The 24355-nt window shown below is 63.6% G+C and carries 21 protein-coding genes; 3 read left to right on the top strand and 18 right to left on the bottom strand.

The genetic code is table 11. The features are described from left to right. Positions 1-3: 3 nt before the first annotated feature. The 17 genes from AK81_RS14555 to AK81_RS14635 form a co-directional block, all read right to left on the bottom strand. Complete coding sequence (locus AK81_RS14555; protein WP_043199972.1) at positions 4-1062, bottom strand: acyl-CoA dehydrogenase family protein; 1059 nt, start codon at positions 1060-1062, stop codon at positions 4-6. 9 nt (positions 1063-1071) lie between these two features. After that, complete coding sequence (locus tag AK81_RS14560; RefSeq protein WP_043199973.1) at positions 1072-2232, bottom strand: acyl-CoA dehydrogenase family protein; 1161 nt, start codon at positions 2230-2232, stop codon at positions 1072-1074. Positions 2233-2241: 9 nt separating this feature from the next. Continuing rightward, entirely contained in the window at positions 2242-2994 is a 753-nt protein-coding gene (locus AK81_RS14565; protein ID WP_043199974.1) for an enoyl-CoA hydratase family protein, read from the bottom strand. Then, a complete protein-coding gene (locus AK81_RS14570) occupies positions 2991-4097 on the bottom strand; it encodes an NAD(P)H-dependent flavin oxidoreductase (RefSeq protein WP_043199975.1) in 1107 nt (368 codons plus the stop codon). Before AK81_RS14570 ends, AK81_RS14565 begins: the two co-directional genes overlap by 4 nt. Continuing rightward, positions 4094-5005 (bottom strand): enoyl-CoA hydratase, encoded by a 912-nt coding sequence (locus AK81_RS14575; RefSeq protein WP_043200075.1) that lies wholly within the window; start codon positions 5003-5005, stop codon positions 4094-4096. Before AK81_RS14575 ends, AK81_RS14570 begins: the two co-directional genes overlap by 4 nt. Positions 5006-5021: 16 nt before the next feature. After that, positions 5022-5819 carry a CoA-transferase subunit beta gene (locus AK81_RS14580; RefSeq protein WP_043199976.1) on the bottom strand — a complete coding sequence of 266 codons (798 nt, stop codon included), beginning with the start codon at positions 5817-5819 and terminating at the stop codon, positions 5022-5024. Between the two features lie 11 nt (positions 5820-5830). Then, positions 5831-6706, bottom strand: coding sequence for a CoA transferase subunit A (locus AK81_RS14585; RefSeq protein ID WP_043199977.1), 876 nt, complete (start codon positions 6704-6706; stop codon positions 5831-5833). Beyond that, entirely contained in the window at positions 6703-7608 is a 906-nt protein-coding gene (locus AK81_RS14590; protein WP_043200077.1) for a VOC family protein, read from the bottom strand. The genes AK81_RS14585 and AK81_RS14590 overlap by 4 nt, the downstream gene beginning before the upstream one ends. Before the next feature lie 195 nt (positions 7609-7803). Continuing rightward, entirely contained in the window at positions 7804-8751 is a 948-nt protein-coding gene (locus AK81_RS14595) for an OB-fold domain-containing protein (protein ID WP_043200078.1), read from the bottom strand. Positions 8752-8756: 5 nt separating this feature from the next. Further along, the gene (locus AK81_RS14600; protein WP_043199978.1) at positions 8757-9968 is read right to left on the bottom strand and encodes a thiolase family protein; all 1212 of its coding nucleotides are present in this window, start codon (positions 9966-9968) and stop codon (positions 8757-8759) included. A 297-nt stretch (positions 9969-10265) separates the two neighbouring features. Beyond that, positions 10266-11942: a DUF1302 domain-containing protein gene (locus AK81_RS14605; protein WP_043199979.1), complete on the bottom strand. Its 1677-nt coding sequence runs from the start codon at positions 11940-11942 to the stop codon at positions 10266-10268. A 71-nt stretch (positions 11943-12013) separates the two neighbouring features. After that, the gene (locus AK81_RS14610) at positions 12014-13102 is read right to left on the bottom strand and encodes an MBL fold metallo-hydrolase (protein WP_043199980.1); all 1089 of its coding nucleotides are present in this window, start codon (positions 13100-13102) and stop codon (positions 12014-12016) included. Further along, positions 13095-14960 carry a long-chain-acyl-CoA synthetase gene (locus AK81_RS14615; protein WP_043199982.1) on the bottom strand — a complete coding sequence of 622 codons (1866 nt, stop codon included), beginning with the start codon at positions 14958-14960 and terminating at the stop codon, positions 13095-13097. The genes AK81_RS14610 and AK81_RS14615 overlap by 8 nt, the downstream gene beginning before the upstream one ends. A 25-nt stretch (positions 14961-14985) precedes the next feature. Then, positions 14986-16059, bottom strand: a complete 1074-nt coding sequence (locus AK81_RS14620) for an alkene reductase (RefSeq protein WP_043199984.1) — start codon at positions 16057-16059, stop codon at positions 14986-14988. Positions 16060-16068: 9 nt separating this feature from the next. Further along, complete coding sequence (locus tag AK81_RS14625; RefSeq protein ID WP_016486839.1) at positions 16069-16698, bottom strand: nuclear transport factor 2 family protein; 630 nt, start codon at positions 16696-16698, stop codon at positions 16069-16071. Positions 16699-16703: 5 nt separating this feature from the next. After that, positions 16704-17477, bottom strand: coding sequence for an SDR family NAD(P)-dependent oxidoreductase (locus AK81_RS14630; protein WP_043199987.1), 774 nt, complete (start codon positions 17475-17477; stop codon positions 16704-16706). 14 nt (positions 17478-17491) lie between these two features. Continuing rightward, positions 17492-18226, bottom strand: coding sequence for an SDR family NAD(P)-dependent oxidoreductase (locus tag AK81_RS14635; protein ID WP_043199988.1), 735 nt, complete (start codon positions 18224-18226; stop codon positions 17492-17494). Between the two features lie 227 nt (positions 18227-18453). Between AK81_RS14635 and AK81_RS14640 the strand changes: the two genes are divergently transcribed. The 3 genes from AK81_RS14640 to AK81_RS14650 all read left to right on the top strand — a co-directional run bounded on the left by AK81_RS14640 (position 18454) and on the right by AK81_RS14650 (position 22848). Further along, positions 18454-19788: a spinster family MFS transporter gene (locus AK81_RS14640; RefSeq protein ID WP_043199989.1), complete on the top strand. Its 1335-nt coding sequence runs from the start codon at positions 18454-18456 to the stop codon at positions 19786-19788. 17 nt (positions 19789-19805) lie between these two features. Further along, positions 19806-20636: an alpha/beta fold hydrolase gene (locus AK81_RS14645; RefSeq protein ID WP_016486835.1), complete on the top strand. Its 831-nt coding sequence runs from the start codon at positions 19806-19808 to the stop codon at positions 20634-20636. Positions 20637-20718: 82 nt separating this feature from the next. After that, positions 20719-22848, top strand: coding sequence for an FAD-dependent oxidoreductase (locus AK81_RS14650; RefSeq protein WP_043199990.1), 2130 nt, complete (start codon positions 20719-20721; stop codon positions 22846-22848). Positions 22849-22899: 51 nt separating this feature from the next. On the opposite strand, the gene AK81_RS14655 is transcribed toward AK81_RS14650, so the two are convergent. After that, positions 22900-24282, bottom strand: a complete 1383-nt coding sequence (locus tag AK81_RS14655) for a DUF1329 domain-containing protein (protein WP_234228561.1) — start codon at positions 24280-24282, stop codon at positions 22900-22902. Between the last annotated feature and the right edge of the window lie 73 nt (positions 24283-24355).

The raw sequence follows: 24355 nt of genomic DNA on the forward strand, positions 1-24355 counted from the left end.
GGCTCAGTCCTCGAAGGTGGCGCCCGGCCCAAGCCGGGCTTCATCGCTGAGCACATAGGCGGCGACGCGGGTTTTATGGGTGGCACGGTCGCCCCAGGACGGGTCCAGCGACCACACACGCTTCATGAACATCTGCAGGTCGACTTCCCAGGTGTAACCCATCGCCCCGTGCACCTGGATACCCTGGCGCGCCGCCAGCCAGCTGGCATCGCAACAGGCCAGCCTGGCCTGCGAAACATAGACGTCGGCGCGGCAATCACCCTGGGCCAGGGCATAGGCCGCGCGGTACAACACAGGTTTGGCGAACTCGATCTTGCAGGCGACATCGGCCAGGTGATGCTTGACCGCCTGGAAGCTGCCGATCGGCTTGCCGAACTGCTTGCGCTGGGCCACGTAGTCCACCGACAGGTCAAGGATCCGCTGGGCCAGCCCGAGCAGCTGCCCGGCCACCGACAAGGCGCCGCGGTTCAGGGTCTCGGCCCACAAGGCCCGCCCCTGTGCGCCGCCGACCAGCAGGGTGTCAGGCGTTGGCTGCCAGCTCACCAGCCCCAGGCGCCTGGAGGCATCGATACTGGCGTTGGCCTGTACGTCCACCTGCGCACGCGGCACCGCATGCACTTCATCGCCGTGGGCAAGGATCAGCCACTCGGCCAGCGGAGCATCGGGCACCAGCGGGTTGATCGGGTGGCCGATTGCCAGGCGCACGCTGCCTTCGGCGATACGCGGCAACAGGCGGGCTTTGACCGGGTTGTCGTCGGGCAGGCCATTCAGCAGCCCGGTAACCACATACGCCGTGTCGGCCAGCGAGTCCGGGATGGCGTAGTAACCCAGCTCCTGGGTCATCAGCGTCCAGGCCACATCGTCCATGCCCAGGCCGCCGAACTGCTCGGGGACCGACAATGCCGTCAGGCCCTGCCCGGCAATCTTGTTGCGCAAGTCTGTGGAGCGGCCTGTATCGGTTTCCCAGATCTCACGCAGCATCTCGGGCGCCGCCTCGGTCATCAGGAAACGGCTGATGGCTTCGCGAAACGTGAGCTGATCATCGGTAAAGGTAAAGTCCATGGCCGGCTCCTATTTCGGCAGGCCGAGCATGCGCTCGGCAATGATGTTGCGCTGGATTTCGTTGGTGCCGGCGTAGATCGGCCCGGCCTGAGCGAACAGGAAGCCATCAAGCCAGGCGCCTTCGACCGCTTGCGCAGCGCTGCTCAACAGCTCGCCGCGCGCGCCAAGGATGCGCATGGCGGTTTCGTGCATCTTCAGGTCGAGCTCCGACCAGATGATCTTGTTGATGCTCGACTCGGCGCCGATCTGCGCGCCACGGCTCAAACGCCCGACAGTGTGATAGGACGACAGCGCATAGCCTTCAGCGCCCAGCCAGGCCTCGACAACCGCATCGCGGATGCTCGGGTCGCGGTCGGCGCTCTGGCGGTTGGCGTTGTACAGCTGTACCAACTTGCGCGCCGTGGCCTGGAACCGTGCCGGCGAACGCAACAGCAACCCTCGCTCAAAGCCCGCAGTGGCCATCGCCACGTGCCAGCCCTGGCCTTCGGCGCCAATGCAGTTTTCAACCGGCACGCGCACATCGTCGAAAAACACTTCGGCGAAGGTGTTCTTGCCGTTCAGCGCCTTGATCGGCCGGATGGTCACGCCCGGGGCATCCAGCGGCACCATCACGAACGACAGGCCGTTGTGCCGGGTCGAGGCCGGGTCGCTGCGGAACAGGCCAAACAGCCAGTCGGCAAACAGTGCGCGGCTGGACCAGGTTTTCTGCCCGTTGAGCACATAGTGATCGCCGTCGCGGATAGCCTTGCTGGTGATCGCCGCCATGTCGGAGCCGGCATTGGGCTCGGACCAGCCCTGGGCCCACATGTCGACACTGGAGGCCATGCGCGGCAGGAAGCGCTGCTTCTGCGCCTCGGTCCCGAACTCCATCAACGTCGGGCCGAGCAGCAGCTGACCGTTCTGGTTGATGCGCATCGGCGCGTCGGCGCCGTAGTACTCTTCCTCGAAAATCAGCCACTCGATCAGGTCGCAACCGCGCCCGCCGTAGGCCTTGGGCCACATGACCATCGACAGGCGTTGCTCGAACAGCTTCGCCTCCCAGGCGCGGTGCTGCTCGAACCCTTCACGGGTGTCGTAGTTGGCCAGGGGCGTAGTCGGCTGATTGGCCGCCAGCCATTCACGCACTTCCTCGCGGAAGGCCTTTTGCTTGGGGGTATAAGCGAGTTCCATGGCACCCTCTCAGAACTTGGCGTCGCGTTTTTCGACGAAGGCGCGGCGGGTTTGCGCAGAATCCGGACTGGTGTAGGCCTGCAGGGTGAGGCCCTGCTCCCAGCGGTATTTGTCTTCCAGGTTGCCGTCCTCGATGCCGTTGAGGGCTTCCTTGGCGATACGGATCATCACCGGGCTCTTGGCAGCGATTTTGCCGGCAATCTCCAGCGCGGTTTCGCGCAGCTGCTCTTTGGGCACCACGCGCTCGATGAAGCCGTACTGCGCGGCCTCGGCGGCGCCGATCTTGTCGCCGGTGAAGAACAGATAGCGAACCTTCTGCACCGGGAACAAACGCTGCAGGTGTGCACCGCCGCCCATGGCCCCACGGTCGACCTCTGGCAAGGCAAAGGTGGCGCACTCGGAGGCCACGACAATGTCGGCAGCGCCGGTAATGCCGACACCGCCACCAAGGACGAAGCCGTGCACGGCGACGATGACCGGCACCGGGTTGCGATGCACCGCCTTGAACGCCGCATAGTTGCCGGCGTTGACCGCGACGATGCGTTCGGGGTGGGCGTCCAGTTCCTTGATGTCGACACCGGCGCAGAAACCGCGCCCTTCGGCACGGATGACGATCACCCGGACGTCAGGGTTGGCGCCCAGTGCTTCGACCTGATGGGCCAGGTCCATCCATTCCTGGCTGCCCAGGGCATTGACCGGCGGTTTGGCCAGCACCAGCTCGGCGATGCCCGCCTCGATCTGTGTGGTAAATGCTTGACTCATGAGGGTGTTCTCCAACGCTCGGCAGGCTGATGTTCGCCGTGGCGAGCCAATAGGGCTTCCAGGCAGCGCTCGGCTTCCTGGGCAATTTCTTCGATCACTTGCTGGCAACTCTTGAGTTCGCCAATGGCGGCGGCCACCTGGCCGCTGGGCAGGATGCCCTCGTCCGGAACACCGTCGATCATCGAACGCTGCAGCAGTACCGGCTGGTTGGCGGCCATCACCGTTTGCGACAGCGCGCCAGGGTCTTCCTTGAGGGCCTGGCGCAGGACGCCGAACAAATGGCCCAGGCTCATGCCGGTTTGCTGCTTCCATTGCCAGGCGCTGCGCAAGGCGATGCGCAAGCGCCCGAATGGCCCGGCCTGCTCCAGGCGGTTGATGAACGGGTTTTCGATCATGCGGTGGCGCATGCCGTCCACCGCAGTGGTCACTCGCACCCGTTGCGGGTCGTTGACCTCCAGGTAATGCACCAAGGTGCTCGACGGCGTAGGCGACTCCCGGGTCATCAGAAAGCGCGTGCCCATGGCAATCCCCACCGCGCCAGCCGCCAGCGCGCCGGCAAGGCCTCTGCCGGTGGAGTAACCGCCTGCGGCAATCACGGGTACCGACACCGCCGCAAGTACCTGGGGCAAGAGGATCGAACTGGGCACACCACCGGTATGCCCGCCACCCTCGCCGCCCTGGATGGTGATCATGTCTGCGCCCAGTTCCACTGCCTTCAGGGCGTGTTTGAGTGCGCCCACCGTCGGGATGCACAGCACCCCGGCTGCCTTGAAACGGGCGATGGTCTGTTTGTCCGGGCCACGCCCATAACTGACTGCACGCAGGCGGTAGCGAATCGCCAGGTCAACGCATTGCGCCGCGTTTTCCTGGAACATGTGGAAGTTGAGGCCAAAATTGCTGCCACCGGTGGCGGCGATGACCTTGTTGATCTCGCCTTCCAGGGCGTCGGCCGCAATCGTTGCCCCGGCCAGAAAACCGAAACCACCGGCGCGGGTCGTGGCAATCACCAGGTTGGCGTCTGCAACCCAACCCATGGCGGTCTGCACGATCGGGTAGCGACAGCCCAAGGCTTCGGTCAGCGGCGTACACAACCAGCGGCTCATGCCTGCTCTCCACTGGCAGCAGCCTTGTTGGCCTGGGCCATGGCCTTGGCATCGAAACCGCCCAGCTTGTCACCCGACAGCAGCTCGTTGTGGGCATGGGCGAAGTGGTGCCAGGCAAAGGCGGCGTCCATCGCCGTGCGTTTACCCTGCAGGTCCTCGACGTGGTTGATGGCCTGTTTGGTCAGTGCCAGGCCCATTCGCGGCTGCCGGGCAATACCGGCCGCCAGCGCATAGGTGCCCTGCTCCAGGTCTTCGCGCGGCAGTACCCGATTGACCATGCCCATCTGGTAGGCGCGCTCGGCGTTCATGCGGTCGCCGGTGAACAGAAACTCCTTGGCGATGCGCGGGTTCAGCTCATACGGGTGGGCGAAGTACTCCACCCCCGGAATGCCCATGCGTACCACAGGGTCCTGGAAAAACGCATCGTCGCTGGCCACGATCAGGTCGCAGACCCAGGCCAGCATCAGCCCACCGGCCACACACGCACCCTGGACCATGGCAATGGTCGGCTTGGGCAGTTCACGCCAGCGCCGGCACATGCCCAGGTACACCTCTTGCTCACGGGCATACAGCTGCTCGCCGCCGGGCTTGTTGGTGTGGTCCCACCACAGGTGTGCACGCTCAAAGGGTTTGTTGATATCGCGCCCGGGCGTGCCAATGTCATGGCCGGCCGAAAAATGCTTGCCGGCCCCGCGCAGCACAATGACCTTGACCGCGTCATCGTTGACGGCCTGGCGCAGCGCCGCATCCAGCGCATACGTCATCTGCGAGTTCTGTGCGTTGTTGAAGCCTGGCCGGTTCATGGTCAGCGTGGCGATCCCTTCTGCCACGCTGTACAACACCGGTTCCTGTGTTTCGTAGACCGAATGGTCTGCACGCTCGACGAATTCACTGTCAGGGCTGTTCATGCTCATGTCCCTCGCCTTACGCCACGCGAATGCCAGCCGGGTTGCCCTTGATCGCCGAACTGCGCAGATCATGGGGGTCGAGCCGACGGATCAGGGCCAGTTGCTCAGGCGTCGGGTGTACGGTTTCTTTCAGCGACGCTGACTTGAGCAACGGGAAACCGGTGTTTTCCTGCACCTGCTCAAAGCTGATCCCCGGGTGCAAGCTGCGCACCTGAACCGCGCGGTCCGGGCCGTCGAAATCCATCACACACAAGTCGGTGACGATCAGGCGGATGTCCATCAGGTCACGGCGTACCCCTTGTGGCCAGCGGTCGGCCTTGAACCCGACGCCGGAGACCATGTCCACTTCGCCGCTGACGAACACGCGGGTGTTATGGCTGGGCACAAAGAACGAGTTGATGTGGTTGATGCTGTTGCCGGGCAAGCCGCGCACACCCAGCATTGCGGCCTTCGGCTTGTGGTAGTCGCCCACGCAGGAAAGGTTGCTCTGGCCCCAGCGGTCGATCTGCGTCGGGCCGATCATGGCGTGACGGCGGCCACCCCAGACGCACTCGAACACCCGTTCGAAGGTCAGCGAACCGGAATATTTCGGCACATGATCGCCACGCGGCCCCAGCGGGATCGGCTCTTCGACCAGGTAGGCCTCGCTGTCGGTCATCAGCAGTTGCGGGCTGTGGCTGAGCTTGGCCAGGCTGGCGCCCAGACGCGGGATCACGCCCAGGCCCGAGGCGATCAACTCGCCGTTGTCACGCCAGGCTTCGCTGGCCGCGACAATCATCAGTTCCGCGAGGGTAAATTCACAGGTAGTCGACATTTTCATCCTCCTCAGAACACTGGCAGGGCCAGGGAGCCCATGCGTTCGGTACCGCCGTTCTGCGCTTGATAAGCCCGCTCACCGGCCGCCACGTACTGCTCCACATAGGCCTGCCAGCCGCCCTCTTCACCGGCACTGGCGGCATAGCGCTTGAGGTGGCTCAGGTCCCAGCCATACTCGGGCTGGCAGGCGGTGGGGTGGGCGCCGAACGGTGCATGGATCACGCCGCTGACCAGGTAACGTTCGAAGGTGTTGCAGCGTGCCTGCTCGGTGGTCAGTTCCAGTCGTTCGTGCAATTGCTCGCAAGACACGAAGCACTGCTGGGCAGCGCGGGCGAACAGGTGGTCGAAATACGGGTCCGGGCCGGTCACCAGGGTGTTGCCCAGGCGGTCGGCGACGTTGACGTGGACAAACGCCACGTCCAGGTTCAGGGCGGGCATGGCCAGCAGCACTTCGCCGTCGTCATACGGCGACTGAATGGTTTTAAGTTCTGGGTTCAGCCGTGTGACATCGGTGGCCAGGCCGCAGCGGGTCGGCAGAAACGGCAAGCGCATGGCCGCTGCGCGCAGGCCCCACTGGAACATGCCCTCATCCACCTCAAGCAACTCCAGCCCACCGGCTTCGCGGGCTTTGCGGTAGTAGGGCTCCAGCGGGATGGCGTCGAGGGTGGCAAAGCCGAACACCAGCTTTTTGACCTTGCCCGCCGCGCACAGCATGCCCACCTCAGGTCCGCCGTAGGCGACCACGGTCAGGTCCTTGACGGGGGAACGCAGAATCTCGCGGACAACCGCCATCGGCTTGCGCCGTGGCCCCCAGCCGCCGAAGCCGATGGTCATGCCATCGCGCAGGTGCGCCACGGCATCGGCCGCCGTCATTTGCTTGTTCATTGCACATCTCCTTGCTGTTGGCCGACGGAAAAGTCATGCCCCCACAGGCTTACCCGGGTAAATTCGAAGGCCGAATGCTCAGCCCAGTCCACTTGCAGGCCGCCGTAGCCGTACTCCAGGTCGAAGCCGGACGGGGTCTTCATGTAAAACGAGGTCATCTGGTCATTGAGGTGCTGGCCGAGGGTGGCCGACAGCGGCACCTGGTGGGCCAGGCGCCGGTCATGGGCACGGCCCACTTCGGTCATCGAGCCCACCTCCACCATCACGTGCACGCAGCCTGAAGGCACCGCGAACTCCGCCAGCGCCAGCGAGTGGTGGCGGCTGTTGCGGCAATGCAGGAAGTGAATGCGGATCGGCGGCGCTGCCGGGTCGGGGCGAAAGTTGAAGATGTCCGACAGCTCGAAACCCAGCACGTTTTTGACGAAGGCCAGGGTCGCGTCAAAGTCCGGGGCCGGCAGCACGGTGTGGCCCAGGCCCATGTCGCCGGTGACAAAGCCCGGCACGCCTTGCGGCGAAACGAAGGGCAGGCAGTCGGAACGGTGCCCCCAGCTCAACTCGTGGCGGTTGCCGGAGGGGTCCAGCACACTGACCAGTGCCTGTACGCCACGCTGCTCGATCTCGGCGGCAGTGCCTGCTTCCCAGCGCACGCCGTTCTGCTCCAGGGCCTGCAAGGCGGCGTTGAACGCGCGCTCGCTGGCCAGCTCCCAGCCAGAGGCCAGGTAGCCCGCGTCGGCACCTTCGACGATGAGCATGCGAAACGGCCGCTCGTCCATCTTCACGTACAGTCCGCCACCGGGCGCGGGCACCACCATCATGCCCAGTACGTCTTCGGCATAACGTTGCCACTGACTGAGGTTTTCGATTTGAGCGACGAAGTAGCTCAGCCCCCGAATATCCATCATGCCCTGCTCCTCAATGACTGGACCTTTGTTGGTCTTCATTGTGCTGAGGGCGGGCCTGGTGCTCATCGTCCGTTGAGACTAAGCAGTTGATCTATCGGGAATACTGAAATGCAGACGGTGAAAACAGGCTTGCCCCGCGACAGCGATGCGCCAGGCACATCGCATCGCAGGGCAAGCTTGTGCCCACCGGGGGGCTTACATGTACAGGATCACCAGGTCGTTGATGACCGAGGGGCGATCACTGCCGACGACGTGGGTATTCACCTCCAGGGTCAACTGGGTGCCGCGCTTGACCCGCGCCACCTGCTTGACCCTGGCGCGTGCATGAACCCGCGAGCCGGCCGGCACCGGCGCCGGGAAGCGCAGGCGGTCGGAGCCGTAGTTGACCATGGTGCTGAAGCCGGTAATTTCATAACCCAGCGCCAGCTTCAGCCGGGACTGCAACACCTGCACCAGCGCGCCGTGGGCAATGGTCCCACCAAATGGGCTGTCCTTGCGCGCACGCTGCGGATCGGTGTGAATCCAGTAGTCATCACCCGACAGCGCGGCAAAGGCATCGATCAGGGCTTGATCGATGACAATCTCGTTGCTCCAGGCGCTGAAGGTTTCGCTGACCAGGCTCTGCAGCGCCACGTCATCATCCATGGCGATCAGGCGTACAGGTGCTGCTTCACCCTGCTCCTGGGTTTGCGCCTGAGGCGCACCGTTGTAGCGCTGCAGCGCCGTGCTGTCCTGGTCCGGGCCGGTAAAGCGCAGTAACCGCGTACCCTTGGCGTCAACTTCGGCAAACACCGGTTTGAGCCGCATGCCGATGCGGATCTGATCCTCTTCAAGCCCCACCAGGGTGGTGTTGATTCGCACGCCCTCGTCCAGCTCGATGACGGCCAGCTTTTGCGGCATTTCGTCGGCGAAATCCGGCAACGTGGCAATGCGTGCCACGGTGAAGCTGTACAGGCTGGCGCCCCCGCTGACTTCGCGCCAGCTCAGGTCATGGGCCAGGCACTGCGGGCAGTGCCTGCGCGGGTAGAACACCCAGTGTTCACAGGCGTTGCACTGTTGTATCAGCAGGCGCTGTGCCTTCAGCCCTTCCCAGAACGGCGCAGAAATCTCAGTCGGCACCGGCATTGGCTTATTGTTCGACATGCGGGTCATGCTCCCTGAAGTATCAACGCGGCCTGCTCACTCATCACGCCACCGGTACCCGAGACGTAGACAGCGTCGCAGCGTTCAAGCTGGCGCTCACCCGCCTCACCGCTGATCTGCGTGACAGCCTCGATCACCTGTGACATTCCCCCGGCAGCGCCGGCCTGGCCGAAACTGAGCTGGCCACCGTGGGTGTTCATCGGGAAATCGCCGCGCCAGGTCAGGTCATGCTCGCGAACAAACTGCATGCCCTGCCCCTTGGCACAGAAGCCGGCGTCCTCCAGGGTCAGCAAAGCGGTAATGGTGTAACAGTCATAGATCTGCGCCGCATCGACATCGCCCGGTTTGAGCCCGGCCATCTCGAAGGCACGGCGCGAAGCAGGGCCAATCGGGGTGTTGAGCATGTCCTGGGCATACGAAGGCGACTTGAACGCCAGGTGCTCACCGAAGCCTGTGATGAATGCCGGGCGCTTGCGTGCACGTGCGGCCACTTCCTTGGAGGCAATGATCAAGGCCGCGCCACCGGCCACCGGCATGACAATCTCCAGTACGTGCAACGGGTCAGCCACGCGCTTGCTCGCCAGCACCTGCTCGATCGTCAACGGCTGGCCATGGAACATCGCCTGGGGGTTGGCCAAGGCATTGGTGCGCTGATCGACGGCAATCTTGGCCATGGCCACCGGGTCGTAACCGTACTGCGCGGCATAGCGTTGGGCGATCATGGCGTAGCCGGTGTTCTGGCCCATGTGGCCGTAAGGCAGATCGAACTCCGCCTCCGGCGCGCCGAAGGCGGTGCTGTGACCGCCGTAACGCATGGCGCGGGCCATTGCCCCGGGATCTTCGTCGGGGCCCATCGGCGCCAGGCGGGCCGGCATCACACACAGCACCGCCTGGCACAGGCCCAGTTCGATCGCCGCGGCGGCGCGCCAGACCATGCCCACTGCGGTACACCCACCCAGGTCGACCACTTCGGCGAAATTGACAGACAAACCCAGGTATTCGGCGGCCATGGCCGGTACGAACACCGAAGCTTCGTGGAAGTGCGGGCCATTGATCACCAGGCCATCGAGGTCTGCGGCACGCAAGCCGGCGTCACGCAGCGCTTGCGCCGCCAGGTCGGCGACTTGCTCCAGATGGAACATTCGTGGCGCTGTGGCGTATTTCTCGGGTTTGTATTGCGCGGCGCCGACAATCGCCGCATGACCTTTAAGACCCATGTATCCCCCACTCGAAGGCTGTGTGCTTGAGGTTTTTTGTCTTGCGACCATGCCACAGGTGCCGTGGCGAGTGATCGTCCATTTTGACTAGTCTCTGTATGTAAAGCCTTGATACTCGGTGATGCTGCGTTGAAAACAGCCTCGGAATGCTCATTTACAACCCGTAAAGTCGAGCGCGACTCCGACCGTTCCTCGGCTGTTTTCGCCTTGCCTGACCTTCGTCTCAAGACTTTTCATACAGAGACTAGAACAGGGGCCGGCGCCAGGCTTGACCCAACCCTGGCGCCCGCGCGCTGATCAGAAGCTGTATTTGACCGAGAATGTACCGTAGTCGCGGTCTGCCAGCAGGCGCTTGACCGGGTCTGCATCGCCCAGGTAGCCAGTGACCCGCAGGGCGACTTCCAGGTTGCCCAGGTACTTGAACGTGGCGCCCATGCTCAACCGGCGATCACCTTGCAACCCGGAAATGGTCCCGGCCATCGGCGTGGCACCACTGAACACGTTGGAGAAGTTCACCGGCACTTCAAGGTCCCAGCCTTCGAACACGCCCGGGTAGCTGAACGACGCACCCAGGGTGTAGGCACTGGCGGTCTTGCTGCGCCAGCCCGTCGAGGTCTTGTAGGTGTAGTCGTCAGACGGTTGCACCAGCGGGCGCATGGACGGAATCAGGCTGTTGCCAAGGCCCTGCAGGTTCGGCGCCGCCGAGGCTTCATCAACGCTGTCGACACGTATATGCACGATCTCGGCGGTGAGCGAGGTCTGGCTCGCCCAAGGCCGGTCACCCAGAATACGGATTGCCGACAGCTGCATTTGCTGGCCCTTGCCGCGCGCAGGCGTCGGGCCAAGCCCGGTGTTGACCATCACAGGGGCACCGTCGCGATACGACCACTCGCCACCGATCTGGGTCTCGCCGATTTTGGTCGAGGCACTGATCCCGGTCAGCTTGATGTCTTCAAAGTAGGTAATGCGGTAGCCATCCGGCGTCCCGAAGAACACGCCTGGCCCGGCCGGGACGGCCCGGTAACCCACCAGGGCAGTGGCTGGGTTCTTGTCATGATAATTGACATGAAACAGTGACAGTTCCAGGGCGGGCACGGGTCGAAAGCGTACCTGCGCCCCCCACTGGCCGCTGTCACGCGGTTCATCGGTACCCTGGTAGTTGATCCGCGAACCATTGGCCCCGATGATAAATTCACGCCCTGGCCCGACCACATCGCTGGTGGACAGGTAGCTGCCCACCGGTGGCAGTTCCGTGCCCATCCATTCATATTGCACGTAAGCGCCCAAGGTCCACTGCGGGTTCAAGCGATACGACGCCGACACCTGCCCGACCGGCAACAGCACTTCCTTGACCTCGACCCCTGGCTGCGCGGCCTTGACCGCATCGGACGGGTTCTGGACACCGCTGACGCCGGGGTAGAACAAGCTTTCACCCCACGACTCGATATGGCGCCCGGCCTTGACGTCGAGCATCGAGCCATTGTCGAAGCGCCAGCCGCTGAACACATAAGCATCGAGGAACTTGCTGCGCCCGCCGCTGTAGTACTTGGTGTCGCTGGTGAACTCGTTGTGGTCGCCGGCCTTGTTGACCGTGCCCGGTGAGTCGTTGTCGTTGGACCGATGGTAGACATCATCGTAGAAGGTACTGGCGCGCAGCACCCCGCCGTAGTTGTCCTTGCGCACGATCATCTCGGCCAGGGCACCAATACGGTTGGTCACCAGGCTGCCCTTGTCGAAGTTGCGGTCGCCATCATCGGCGTTGGGTGTCAACAGCTTGCTTGACGGGTTCGACAGGCGAACCCCCAGGCCGTAGCTGGTGGTCACCGTCCAGTCGATTGTCGTGCCGTTGTCGAACTCGATGGTTTCACCGGACCACGCGGGGGTGGACACCAGTGCGATTGCCACCACCAGGCCCGATAATTCGAAACCCGATACAGCTGGGCCAGCACCATATTTGTTGTTTTTATTAGTCACACTGCCTCTCCGATTAACGACCTGACGGTCGCGCAAAAGTGCAAGAACACCACTCGTTACCCTCAGCCCGCTCAGAGCTGCCCTAGCACCGACTGAGCGATGACACCCTCGGGCGTGCGCCCGTAACGGAACACGCCGGCTGTTTCTTCACGCACCAGTTGCCCTTGCGCAATCAGGTGATTGACATGCGCCAGGGTCTCGCCAATTGCCATCAATTCATCGAAGCGCCCCTTCACCTTCGGAAACAGCTCGGCCATCAGATCTACGGCACTGCGCGGCGCGGTGCAGGCGGCCAACAGTTGCTGCAAATGCCCCTGGTGGTGCGCGCGCAGTTGATCAAGGCGTAGATGCAGGTTGTAAAACGGCCGTTCATGCGCCGGCAGCACCAGCACGCTGTCGGGCACCTCCCGCAAGCGCTCGACCGAGTCCAGCCAGTCGCGCAGCGGGTCGGCATCGGGCTCGGTGACCTGCACGCAGACACTGGAGGTGATGCGCGGCAGCACCTGGTCACCGGAAATCAACAGGCCGTCCTCTGCGCAGTACAGGCAGGCATGCTCCGGCGAATGGCCGCGGCCAATCAGGACCTGCCAACGGCGCCCGCCTATCGTCAGCTGGGTGCCCTCGCTCAGGCGCCGGAAGCTGGTCGGCACCTCTGGCCGAAAGTGCGCGGAGCCCAGCAGCGGGAACAACGCGGCGGTCTGCTCCTGGTTGAAGCCTGCGCGCTGGTAATGCTGGTAAAACGCCCAGCTCGTGCCGGTGTCGCCCGGCGCGCCGAGCTGATGCATGGCCTGATATTCACTGGCGCTCATGAACACCGGGCAGCGGAAGCGCTCGGTCAACCAGCCGAGCACCCCGACATGGTCCGAGTGAAAGTGCGTGCAGACCACCGCCACCAGCGGCAAACCACCCAATACCGTGGCAAACAGCGCTTCCCAGATGTCGCGGGTCTGGGTGTTGTTGAGCCCGGTATCGACCGCCACCCAGCCCTCGCCGTGGCGCAGCAGGTACAGGTTGATGTGGTCAAGCCCGAACGGCAGCGGCATACGCAGCCAGAAGAGCCCTTCGGCGACCTGCTGAACCTCGCCATTGGCCGGTGGCTGCGGCCAGGGGAAGCGCAGGCCTGAGCGCCATTCGTGCCCCTGGGCATCCAGGCTACTCACTGACGTCACCCGCAAAAGCGGCCAGGCCAATGCGCCCCAGCACCTGCGTGCTGTACGGCACATAGCTGCGGCTGCTTTCGTCACGGATGAACAGCGGGTCGCTGAACGCCGTCGGCGCATAACCCTGGCGCTGCAGGTCGACCTTGCGCAATTTGAAGGTGCTGGTCAGGTCGGCCGCTGCCGACACCCGCACGAATACCGGCGCCGCATAGCGTGGCAAACGCGCTTCGGTCAGCGCATAGAACGCTTCGGGGTCAAAAGGCTGCCCTGGCTGCATCAGTACCGCCGCCATGCCGGCGCGTCCCTCTTGCCCAGGCACCTGCACACCGTAGATGTTGATCAGCTCAAGCCCGGCAAAATCGCCCAGTGCAGCCGCCACCTCCAGGGTCGAAACGTTCTCGCTCTTCCAGCGGAAGGTGTCGCCGATGCGGTCGATGAAGTACAGGTAGCCGTCTTCGTCAAAACGCAGCAGGTCACCCGAACTCCAATAGGCATCACCTTGGCGCAAGACATTGCGACGGATCTTGCTGTCGGTTGCGTCGGCCGAGGTGTAACCCTCGAAGCGGCCGCCGCCGATCTGCGGGTGGTCGATGATCAAGCCCAGGGCTTCACCCACTTCACCCACTTCGCAGAGCTGGTAAAAGCCCTGCTCGTCGCGTGGGTGGCTGTCGGTTTCAACGTCATAGCGCACCAGGCGCAGGTTGCTCTTGTCCCAGAACGGTATGCGCCCGCAGGCGCCCAGGTAGTTGTCGACGTTGACCACATTGGTATTGGACTCGGTAGAACCCCAGCCCTCGAACACCTGGATCGGCCCGAAACGCTGCACCCAGTTCTGCCAGGTTTCACGCGTCAACCCAGCGCCCAGCATGCAGCGCAGGCCATGCTCGCGTTCGCCGGCCGCCTCGGGCTGGTTGAGCAGGTAGCGGCAGATCTCGCCGATGTACTGGAACACGCTGATCTGGTGCTCACGCACGTCTTTCCAGAATTCGCGGACACTGAACTTGCGCCGCACCACGATCGCCGCGCCGGTTTTCAGCGCGGTTGACGTCACTGAAGTGGCCGCTGCGCCGTGGTACAGCGGCAGGCAGCAATAAAACACGTCGCTTGGCGTGGTCTGCAGGGTGACTTCCATGATGTCGCCCGTGGACATCCAGCGCATGTGGCTGTAACGCGCCGCTTTCGGCAAACCGGTGGTGCCGGAGGTAAAAATCAGCAGGCTCGGCGACTCGGCGCGCAGGTCGGCACGCAGGTCACGCGGGAATGGCGTGCACGGGGCATTGGCCAATGCGTCGGCCAGGCCGGTGTCGACCTGTGCAGGCATCGCCCCGGCCCACGGCTGCTCGGCATCTTCGACCAGCCACAGCGGCAGCGGCGGCAGGCCTTCGGTGGTGAGCACGTTGCCCAGCACTTCCTCGCCGACCAGCATTGCCTTGGCCTCGATGGCCTCCAGCGCGTGCACCAGCGGCCGGCCACTGACCTGGGTATTGACGAAGCCCACCACCACACCGAGCTTGACCAGGCCGAACCAGCAGCAGAAAAACGCCGGGCGGTTCTCCATGGCCAGCGCGCAGACATCACCTGGGCGCAGGCCACGGGCATAAAAAACGTGGGCCAGCTGGTCGGCCCGGGCGTTGACCTGGGCGTAGCTCAAGCGCTGATCGGCATAAATGACGAAAGGCCGCTCGCCGTGACGCTGCGCCTGTTCTTCGAGGCGATCGGCCAGGGTGTAGCGATCCGCAGGTTTGATCCGCGCGGCGGCTTCGGCCCGGCGATCAAGGATGGCCTGGGTTTGTTCGCGCGGCACAACCCCGCGATCGACACTGGACAGCAGGCTTGCGTTGTTATTGAAATTGTTCATCCCTACCTCCGATAAAACCGGCTGTTCATGCAGTCGCCTGGGCGTGGGTCGGATAGTCCGAATAGCCAGGCGAGCCTTTCGTATAAAGTGTCTTGCGGTCGAAGCCGGCCAGCGGCAGGCCGGCGCGCAGGCGCTGGACCAGGTCCGGGTTGCCGATAAAGTGGCGGGCAAACGACACCGCGGCGCCCTGCCCGGCTTCTATTGCCGCAGCGGCCGAAGGCCCGTCGAAGCCGTCATTGAGGATCAGCCCGCTGCTGCTATGGCTGCGGGCCAAGGCAAAGGCATCCAGTGCGGCCAGCGGCGAGCGCATGATGTGCAGGTACGCCAGGCCAAGCGGCTCGACCTGCTCGCACAAGCCTTGTGCAGTGGCGGCCGGGTCAGCGTCGCTGATGTCGTTGTAAGGGTTACCCGGGCACAGGCGAAAACCCACACGCCCCGGGCCGATCGCCGCCGCCATCGCGGTCAGCACCTGGGCCGGAAACCGCACGCGGTTGGCTACCGCGCCGCCATAGCCATCACTGCGCTGGTTGCTGCCGGACGCCATGAACTGCATCGGCAGGTAACCACTGGTGCAATGCAGCTCGACCCCTTCGAAGCCGGCTTCGCGGGCGTTCAGGGCTGCGCGCCGGTATTGCTCGATCACGTTGTCGATGTCCTCCAGGCTCAACGCCTGGGGCTCATCGGTATCGACCAGGCCAGCCCCGTCGCAGAACACCTGGGTGCGGGCACGGATCGCCGAGGGGGCCACGGTCCGCGCCCCGGCCGGTTTGTTCTGCCAACTGGCGGCGCGGCCCACGTGCATCAGTTGCAACACCATGCGCCCGCCGGCATTACTGACCGCGCGGGTGATCTGGCGCCAGCCCTCGATCTGCGCGCTGTCGTAGATGGCCGGCGTGCGGCAATAGCCCAGCCCCTCGGCAGACGGCGCTGTGCCCTCGGCAATGATCAGCCCGGCACTGGCACGCTGGCGGTAGTAGTCGACCATTTCAGCCGTCGGCACCGCCTGTGCGCTGGCGCGGCTGCGGGTCATCGGCGCCATGACAATGCGGTTGCCCAGTTCCAGCTCGCCCAGGCGCAGGGGTTCAAACAAGATGCTCATCGTGATTCCTCAGCGCACACGAATCTTCGGTGCCGCAGCACCGCGTCGCAGGGTGGCTAGAAAGTGTTCCAGGGGCGCGGCCGGGGCGACGTCGGGCAGTTGCTCCTTGTCCGGGCGCCGGGCCCAGAACTCGGCCCAGGACGGGAACAGGTCGTGGAAGCTGCCGGCATAGGGCTCACGCCCTGGCCAGCGCATTTTTCGCTCGCCGATTGGCGGCTTGTTGAGGTCGCTGGCGTACCAGTAGCACGGCAGGCGGCGACGGAAGTACCAACGGCCATCGATGCGCTGGTAGTCATCCCAATAGAGCATTTGCATGGTCACCCACTCGGGGCCGGTCTCATGCTCGTTCTTGGAATACACCACGCCAACGGCATTGTCGGCATCAAGCAGTTCGATGATGTGCTGGCCCAGGTGATGCGAGGTACCGCTGAACTGATCGCGCAAGGTGGCATCGACCCACGCTTTGAGGTGCGCGCGGCCGGTCTTTTCGCGGCCAACGCGGATGTCCTCGGCAAACAGATTGACGTGGGCATCAAGGTCGCGCATGTCCAGCGACAGCGAGTACTTGGCCGCCAGTTGACGGATTTCCTCAATCGACTCAAGCCGGTCGATGCGTGCCAACAAGGTGTTCGGCTCCATGCTCATCACTCCAGCACCGTGTAGAGTTCCGAGCTGCGCCCACCGTCCACCGGCACACACGCACCGGTGATGTAAGACGCTTCGTCGCTGGCCAGAAACAGAATCGCGTTGGCCACCTCCTGCGCCTGGCCGATACGGCGCAGCGGGATCAGTTTCTCGGTATTGCCACGGGCCTTGGCGTCGGCCAGCATGCCCGCAGTTGCCGGGGTTTCGATGACGCCCGGGACCACCACGTTGCAGCGAATCCTGTTGGCCGCCCCTTCGCTCGCTGCGGCGCGGCTGAAGTTGATCACCGCGGCCTTGGCTGCCGAGTAGCCGGCCATCCAGGGCGTACCGAACAACCCGCAGATCGAGGCGATGTTGACGATGGCGCCGCCGCCCTGGGCTTTCATCAGCGCCATGGCCGTGCGTGTGCCCCAGAACGTGCCGTCTACGGTGGTGCTGAAGTTGGCGTGCCAGTCATCGGTGCTGGTGCTGTCGATGGCACCCCAGGTGTAGGCCATGGCGTTGTTGACCAGGATGTCCAGGCGGCCATGCTGCTGCGCCGCGGCTTCGATTGCGCCGACAAAGGCCTGCTCGTCGCTGACATCGGCGACCTGCCAATGGGCCTTGCCACCGGCTTCGCGAATGGCGCTGGCCACGGCTTCCAATGGCGCCTGGTTACGCCCGCAGAGCACCACGGAGGCGCCCTCCTGGGCAAAGCGTTGCGCGGTGGCGGCACCGATCCCGGAGCTGGCACCGGTAATAAATGCGATTTTGCCTTGCAGTCGTCTGCTCATTGCCTGCTCCCGGTTCAAATGAAGGCCATGCCGCCGTTGACGGCGAGGTTCTGACCGGTGATGAAGCTGGCGTCGGAACTGGCCAGAAACACGGCGGCGCGGGCGATCTCATCGACCTCGCCCATACGGCCCAGGGGGATTGCCTTGAGCATGCCCTGCAGCCACTCCTCGGGGATGTCGGCCATCATCGGGGTGTTGGTCGGGCCGGGCACCAGGGTGTTGACGCGGATGCCACTGGCGGCCAGCTCCCGCGCCATGCTGCGCGTCAGCCCCATGACGCCGGCTTTGGCCGCGCAGTAATGGCTTGGGCCTTCGCCGGTCATCGCGGCGGTGCTGGAGATATTGATCACCACGCCCTGGATGGCGTGCTTCTGCATCAGCCGCACGGCTTCACGGCTGCACAGGAACGTGCCCGTGAGGTTCACGCCAATGACCCGCTGCCAATGCGCGTCCGGGGTGTCGACAAAGGCGTCGACCGAGCCGACACCGGCGTTGTTGACCAGGATGTCGAGACCGCCGAAACGGGCTTCCAGCTTGTGCATCGCCGCCGCCACCGAGTCGCCGTCGGCGACGTTGCACGCCAACGCCAGGGCGTGCTCACCGAGCCCTTCGATCGTCTGTTCGGCAGCCTGCAGGTTGATGTCGGCCGCTACCACCCGTGCGCCGGCCTCGGCAAAGCGCCGGGCAATCGCCCGCCCCATGCCTTGCCCGGCGCCGGTGATCAGGGCCACTTTGTTCGCTAACTTCATCGTTGATCTCCCGCAAGCCTTGGCTTCCCCGATCACCTGCACAACACGCTGGATGATCGAGCACGGGACGAATCATTAACCCTGTACAAAACCGCAACATCGTCCGATAAGACTACGCAGCCGCGCTTGCCCGATGTGCCGCAAGCAAGTGGTCTGAATGGACGATGTGCCCGAGCGTGATCGGCGCCACGCTCCTGCTCACTAGAACAAAACCGGGAGCACCCGTCGTGAACTCTTCCAACCCCGTTACCTGGCGTAGCCACTACGCACTGTTCGTGCTGGCCGTGATTTACATCTTCAACTACATCGACCGGCAGTTGATGGCGATCCTGATCGAGCCGGTCAAGGCGGAGTTCGGCATTTCCGACACGGGCATCGGCCTGCTCTCGGGGGTGACCTTCGCGGTGTTCTATACCCTGTTCGGCTTCCCCCTGGGCCGGCTGTCCGACCGTATCGGGCCGAAGCCGGTGATTGCCGCCTGCTGCATTGCCTGGAGTGTGATGACCATGGCCTGCGGCCTGGCTACCAGTTTCTGGCTGCTGGTATTGGCGCGGATCGGCGTGGCGGTGGGTGAGGCTGGCGGCACGGCCCCTTCGGTGGCGATGATTTCGCAGCTTTACCCGGCAAAAAACCGCTCCACCGCCTTGTCTATCCTGATGCTCGGCTCAAGCTTCGGCGCCATATTCGGCCTCGGTTTCGGTGGCTGGATCGCCCAGCATTACGGCTGGCGTTCGGCGTTTCTGATCATTGGCGTACCGGGCATCCTGCTGGGGCTGTTGCTGTGGCTCACGGTTCGTGCGCCGGCAATTGCCAGCGAAATGCAGACCAAGGTCGAAGTGATTCAGGAAGGCTGGGCGAAGACGGTAACCAAGCTGATGGAAACCCCGTCGTTCCTGTGGCTGGTGCTGACCGGTGCGTCCAGCGCCATCGCCGGCTATGCGATTGGCACCTGGAGCCCGAGTTTCCTGATCCGCTCCCACGGCTTGAACCTGCAGGATGCGGGCTTTCTGGTCGGCGTGGTGGGCGGCAGCGGCGCCACCTTCGGCACCCTGGCCTGCGGCATCATTTCTGACCGCATGGCCCGTCGTGATGCCGGCTGGCAGATCGGCGTACCGCTGCTTGCCACCCTGGCCAGTATCCCGTTCGGCTTGGCGTACTTCCTCTGGCCAACCGGCATTCTGTTCCATCTGGGCAGCACCCCGGTACCGACCGCGTTCCTGTTCTATGCAGGCTTTGCCTTCTTTGGTACCTGGTGGGCGACCCCTTGCCTGGGCGCCGTCACGCATCTGTTCCCGGCTGCGCGCCTGGCCCAGGCCACTGCAATCTTCGTCATGGCCATGACCCTGCTGGGCGTCGGCGTCGGCCCACTGTTGATCGGGGTACTCAGCGACCTGTTTGCCCCGTCCCTCGGCACCGAAGCGCTGCGCTACGCCCTGGCCACCTCCATTTCGATGCTCATGCTCTCCACCGTATTCCTGGGCATGGCCCTGCCCCGCTACCGCGCTCAACTGCAGCGATCGGCTGCACCGACTGCCACCCCTGAAAATGCCGTAACTGCCTGATCAATGGAGATTCGAAGATGTCAGAACAAGACCTACCGTTGCCTATCGGCCACTTCGTCACCCTCGACAACGGCCTGCGCCTGCATTACCTCGACGAAGGCAGCGGCCCCGTCGTGGTGTGGTTGCATGGCAGTGGCCCGGGCGCCAGTGGCTACAGCAACTTCAAGGGCAACTACCCCGACTTCGTCGCGGCCGGCTTTCGTAACCTGGTGATCGACCTGCCTGGCTTCGGCCGTTCGGACAAACCTGACAACGTCCAGTACAACCTGGATTTCTTCGTCAACGCCGTGTCCGGCTTGCTCAAGGCCCTTGAAGTGCAACGCTGCACCCTGCTCGGCAACTCGCTGGGGGGCGCCATCGCCATTGGCCTGGGGCTGGCCGAACCGCAATTGCTCGACAAGCTGATCCTGATGGCCCCGGGCGGTGTCGAGGAACGCGAAACCTACTTCAAGAAGATCGGCATTCAGCGCATGGTCGAACTGTTCAATGCCGGCCCGCTCGACATCGACAAAATGCGCCAGATCATGAGCCTGCAACTGTTCGATGCCTCGCAACTGCCCGACAGCCTGCTGGCCGAACGCGTGGCCGTGGCCAAATACCAGCCGCACTGCCTGTTCTCGACCATGATGGTGCCGAACATGACCGAGCGCCTGGAAGAGCTGCGCGTCCCGATTTTGGGGTTCTGGGGCACCAACGACAACTTCAACCCGGTCGGTGGCGCGATGAAAGTGCTCGACAACGCCCCTGACGCCCGCTTTATTCTGCTCAACCGCTGTGGACACTGGGTTCAGGTGGAGCACCGTGAGTTGTTCAACCGTTCCTGCCTCGAGTTCCTGCGCCAAGCCTAGTCGTCGTACGCAACGTACCTTGCGACAGCAGCAACCTGGCCGCTGTCGTATCGACTGGCTTCTACCAAGGGCTGACATAACAATGACAAAACTCTCCCACTTGCTTGAGCCTGGCCGCATCGGCCCCCTTCAACTGCGTAATCGCATCATCATGGCGCCCATGGGCTCCAACTTCGCCGAAGCCGACGGGCACTGCGGCGAACGTATCCAGGCCTACTACGAAGCACGTGCCGAAGGCGGTGCCGGGCTGTTGATCATGGGCGTGTGCGCCGTCGCCTTCCCCGCCGGTACCGCCGAACCTTACCAGGTCGGTGTGTCTTCTGATGAATTCATCCCGGGCCTTGCCCAACTGGCTGAACGCGTGCACAAGCACGGCGCAAAAATCGCCATGCAGTTGCAGCACGCCGGCAAGAACGCCATACGAGACATGGCGGCGGGCCGCCCGCTGTGGGTGCCGTCGTTGCCCCCGGCCAGTACCTCCGACATGATGCAGGCCTTGACCCCGGAAGAACTCGCCTCCTTTGTCAGCGCCGTACGCGGCCGCAAAGGCGGGATCGAGATGCGGGTGATGGACCAGGATGACATCGCACAGATGGTCGAATGGTTCGCCGCCGCCGCCGTGCGTGCGCAGCGCGCCGGGTTCGATGGCGTGGAAATCCATGCTGCGCACAACTACATCATCGCAGGCTTTCTATCGCCGTATTACAACCGCCGTGAAGATGCCTACGGTGGCGCGGTGGAAAACCGTGCGCGCTTGCTGCTTGAGGTACTGGCCGCCATCCGCGCGCGGGTTGGCGCCGGCTTTGGCGTGTGGTTGCGGCTGGATGCCGAAGAACTACTCACCCCCGGTGGCATCACGATCGACGATGCCAAGGCGATTGCCCGGCTGGCTGAAGACGCCGGCGCCGATGCGGTCAGTGTCTCGGCCTATGCCATGACCAGTAGCGGCGTGGCCTTTACCGAAGCGCCGCTGGTGCAAAAGCCCGCGGCTTTTCTCGAATGGACAGCGGCCATCAAGCAGTGCGTGAGCATTCCGGTGATTGCCGTTGGGCGTATCGAACCTGAAACGGGCGACGCCGCGATTGCTGCCGGCCAGTGCGATTTCATTGCCATGGGCCGCAAGCTGCTGGCCGACCCACAATTGCCGAACAAACTGCAGGCCGGGCAGCTGCAGGCCGTTCGACCGTGCATTTACTGCTATGTGTGCGTCAGCCAGATCTTCATCAACGAGCGGGTCAAGTGCGCGGTCAACCCGCAAACCGGCCATGAAAGCGAGCGCATCATCACGCCAGTGGCAGCCGCGCAACATGTTGCGGTGATCGGGGGTGGCCCGGCGGGCCTGGAAGCCGCGCGCGTGGCGGCCTTGCGTGGCCATCGTGTGACGCTGCTTGAGCGCAGTGACCGCCTGGGCGGCACGCTGTTCTTTGCGGCCCTCGCCTACCCCGAGAACGGACGCCTGCTCGACAACCTGCTGTACCAGGTGCGGCAACTGCCCATCGATGTACGCATGGGCAGTACTGTGGATGCAGCCTTGCTGCGCGACCTGGGTGTCGATCAGGTGATTGTTGCCACCGGCGCACAGCGCGCCGCGCCGGACATCCCCGGCGCCGAGCAGGATCATGTGTGGAGCGGTGATGAACTGCGCCGGCTGATGACCGGCGACCGCGCCGAAGAGATTGCCCGGCGCAAGCTGTCGCTGACGCAACGTACCCTGATGAAGGCCGGCAACCTGATCGGCGTCACCGACAGCACCGAAGCCATGCAAAAGCTGTCACGCGTGTGGATGCCCCTGGGCAAGCGCGTGATCATTGTCGGTGGTGGGCTGGTGGGGCTGGAACTGGCGGAGTTTCTGATTGCCCGTGGGCGCCAGGTCTGTGTGCTGGAAAGCAGTGGCCACCTGGGCCGGGAACTGGCGATTGTGCGGCGTTGGCGGGTGCTGCATGGCATCCGTGTGCACGGTGGGCAGCTGCTGACCGGGGTGAACGTTACCGCCATCGACGGTAACCGTGTGCGTTATCAGACAGCCGAAGGTGAAGCTGCCGAGGTGCGTGGGGACTCGGTGGTACTGGCCAGTGGTGCGACGCCTGATACCCGCCTGAGCGATGCACTGAGCAGCGCCGGGTTGAAGGTGGTCAGCATTGGTGACTGCCAGAGCCTGGGGTATATCGAAGGTGCCATCGCCGCCGGCAATCGCGCAGGGCGAGAAGCCTGAGACCAAAAAAAACCCCAGGTTTATACCTGGGGTTTTTTTTTCGCTCAGCCGTTACCGCCCCATCGCCCTCGCCGCATCGGCGGTGTACATGTCCGGGGTGAACTTGGCTTCGTTGAGAATCGGCCCTTTCTTCGACTCGTTGGTCATGGCGTAGCCGGTGTACTGGCCCGAGTTCAGGTCCATGAAGAACTGCGAACCGGCCTGCCAGGCGCTCATGTCCGGGTGGTAGTAGTAGTTGATCATCGCGTGCTTCCACAGCGCACCACGGCTGTCATAGTTGTCCGAAACCACCGCGTTCCAGGTGTCTTCGTCGATAAACAGCACTCGCTTGCCGTAAACATGGCGGTAGCCCTCTTTCAACTTGGCCTCAAGCACCCACACACGGCGCAGCTCATAGCGCATGTAATCGGGGTTGGGGTGGTTGGGGGTCAGCATGTCGGCGTACTTGATGTCACCGGTATTGGGTTTGAAGGCGTTGGCCGGCACGTAGACTTCGCGCTTGCCGATCAGCGTCCAGTTGAAGCGCTCGGGCGAGCCGTTGTAAAGACGGTCTTCGTCAACCGTCATGGTGCCATTGGTGCCGATCATCGGTTGATCGTAACCGTAGCCAGGCAGTTGCCGCACACGCCGGGTGGACGGGCTGTAGCTCCAGGCCTGGCGTGGGTTGGCGAGGAAGTTGTAGGGCTCCTGGGAAATACTCACCACACCGTTGTCGCGCACCGGCTTCAAGGTGGTGTTCCAGCTCATGGCCTGTATCTGGCCTTCGGTTTTTGGCTCGACGGTCGGTGAGTTGGCTTGCGAAAGGTTGCGCGCATGGGCGCGGCCCCAACCGATGCTGCCGTTTGGCAACACCGAAGCCAGGTCGCTGACCTTTTCTTCGGTGTAGGCCCGAGCTGGCAACTGGTGGTTCCACAGCAGCTCCATGCCGTTTTTCGGAATCGGGAACGGTACCTGGCCAATCCCCTCGATGCCCATGCCGTTGTCGACCAGCTTGGCGCTCAAGGCGTTCTTCATCGCCCGCTCGCAGACATAGTCCGGGTAACGGAAGTCCCGATGGCCCGGGTAGATGTTCATTTTGTAGGTGGTGGGGTAGCGCTTGAGCAGGGCCTTCTGGCCTTCGGTCAAATGGCTTTCGTACTGGCCCATGTTCTGCGCGGTGATCACCAGGATGGGCTTTTCGTTGGCGTAAGGGTCGACCGGTTGATCGCCAGAGAACTTCACATGGTTCCAGCCCGGCACTTCGCCCAGGTACTTGCCGGTGTAAGGCGGAATGGTGCCCTCGGCATTACCGGCTTTCTCGGCACCGACACAGGTCAGCTCCTTGCCGAGTTTGGCAGCCTCTTCAGGCGACACTTGCGCAAGTGCGTTGCCTTGCAGGCCGACATTGGCGGCCACTGCAGCTACGAACATCACGCCTTTTGTTGTTATTTTCATCGGTTGGCTCCTTCGCAGACCAGGACTACTGGGGTACCTCCATTGTTCCTGATCTGCTGGGGAGTACATCGTC

This window comes from Pseudomonas putida W15Oct28, from assembly GCF_000708715.2.
Taxonomy (GTDB): Bacteria; Pseudomonadota; Gammaproteobacteria; order Pseudomonadales; family Pseudomonadaceae; genus Aquipseudomonas; species Aquipseudomonas putida_R.

Coding starts and splice junctions, on each gene's coding strand:
- AK81_RS14555 (WP_043199972.1), bottom strand. CDS start 1,062: ATGGACTTTACCTTTACCGATGATCAGCTCACGTTTCGCGAAGCCATC.
- AK81_RS14560 (WP_043199973.1), bottom strand. CDS start 2,232: ATGGAACTCGCTTATACCCCCAAGCAAAAGGCCTTCCGCGAGGAAGTG.
- AK81_RS14565 (WP_043199974.1), bottom strand. CDS start 2,994: ATGAGTCAAGCATTTACCACACAGATCGAGGCGGGCATCGCCGAGCTG.
- AK81_RS14570 (WP_043199975.1), bottom strand. CDS start 4,097: ATGAGCCGCTGGTTGTGTACGCCGCTGACCGAAGCCTTGGGCTGTCGC.
- AK81_RS14575 (WP_043200075.1), bottom strand. CDS start 5,005: ATGAACAGCCCTGACAGTGAATTCGTCGAGCGTGCAGACCATTCGGTC.
- AK81_RS14580 (WP_043199976.1), bottom strand. CDS start 5,819: ATGTCGACTACCTGTGAATTTACCCTCGCGGAACTGATGATTGTCGCG.
- AK81_RS14585 (WP_043199977.1), bottom strand. CDS start 6,706: ATGAACAAGCAAATGACGGCGGCCGATGCCGTGGCGCACCTGCGCGAT.
- AK81_RS14590 (WP_043200077.1), bottom strand. CDS start 7,608: ATGATGGATATTCGGGGGCTGAGCTACTTCGTCGCTCAAATCGAAAAC.
- AK81_RS14595 (WP_043200078.1), bottom strand. CDS start 8,751: ATGTCGAACAATAAGCCAATGCCGGTGCCGACTGAGATTTCTGCGCCG.
- AK81_RS14600 (WP_043199978.1), bottom strand. CDS start 9,968: ATGGGTCTTAAAGGTCATGCGGCGATTGTCGGCGCCGCGCAATACAAA.
- AK81_RS14615 (WP_043199982.1), bottom strand. CDS start 14,960: ATGAACAATTTCAATAACAACGCAAGCCTGCTGTCCAGTGTCGATCGC.
- AK81_RS14620 (WP_043199984.1), bottom strand. CDS start 16,059: ATGAGCATCTTGTTTGAACCCCTGCGCCTGGGCGAGCTGGAACTGGGC.
- AK81_RS14625 (WP_016486839.1), bottom strand. CDS start 16,698: ATGGAGCCGAACACCTTGTTGGCACGCATCGACCGGCTTGAGTCGATT.
- AK81_RS14630 (WP_043199987.1), bottom strand. CDS start 17,477: ATGAGCAGACGACTGCAAGGCAAAATCGCATTTATTACCGGTGCCAGC.
- AK81_RS14635 (WP_043199988.1), bottom strand. CDS start 18,226: ATGAAGTTAGCGAACAAAGTGGCCCTGATCACCGGCGCCGGGCAAGGC.
- AK81_RS14645 (WP_016486835.1), top strand. CDS start 19,806: ATGTCAGAACAAGACCTACCGTTGCCTATCGGCCACTTCGTCACCCTC.
- AK81_RS14650 (WP_043199990.1), top strand. CDS start 20,719: ATGACAAAACTCTCCCACTTGCTTGAGCCTGGCCGCATCGGCCCCCTT.
- AK81_RS14655 (WP_234228561.1), bottom strand. CDS start 24,282: ATGAAAATAACAACAAAAGGCGTGATGTTCGTAGCTGCAGTGGCCGCC.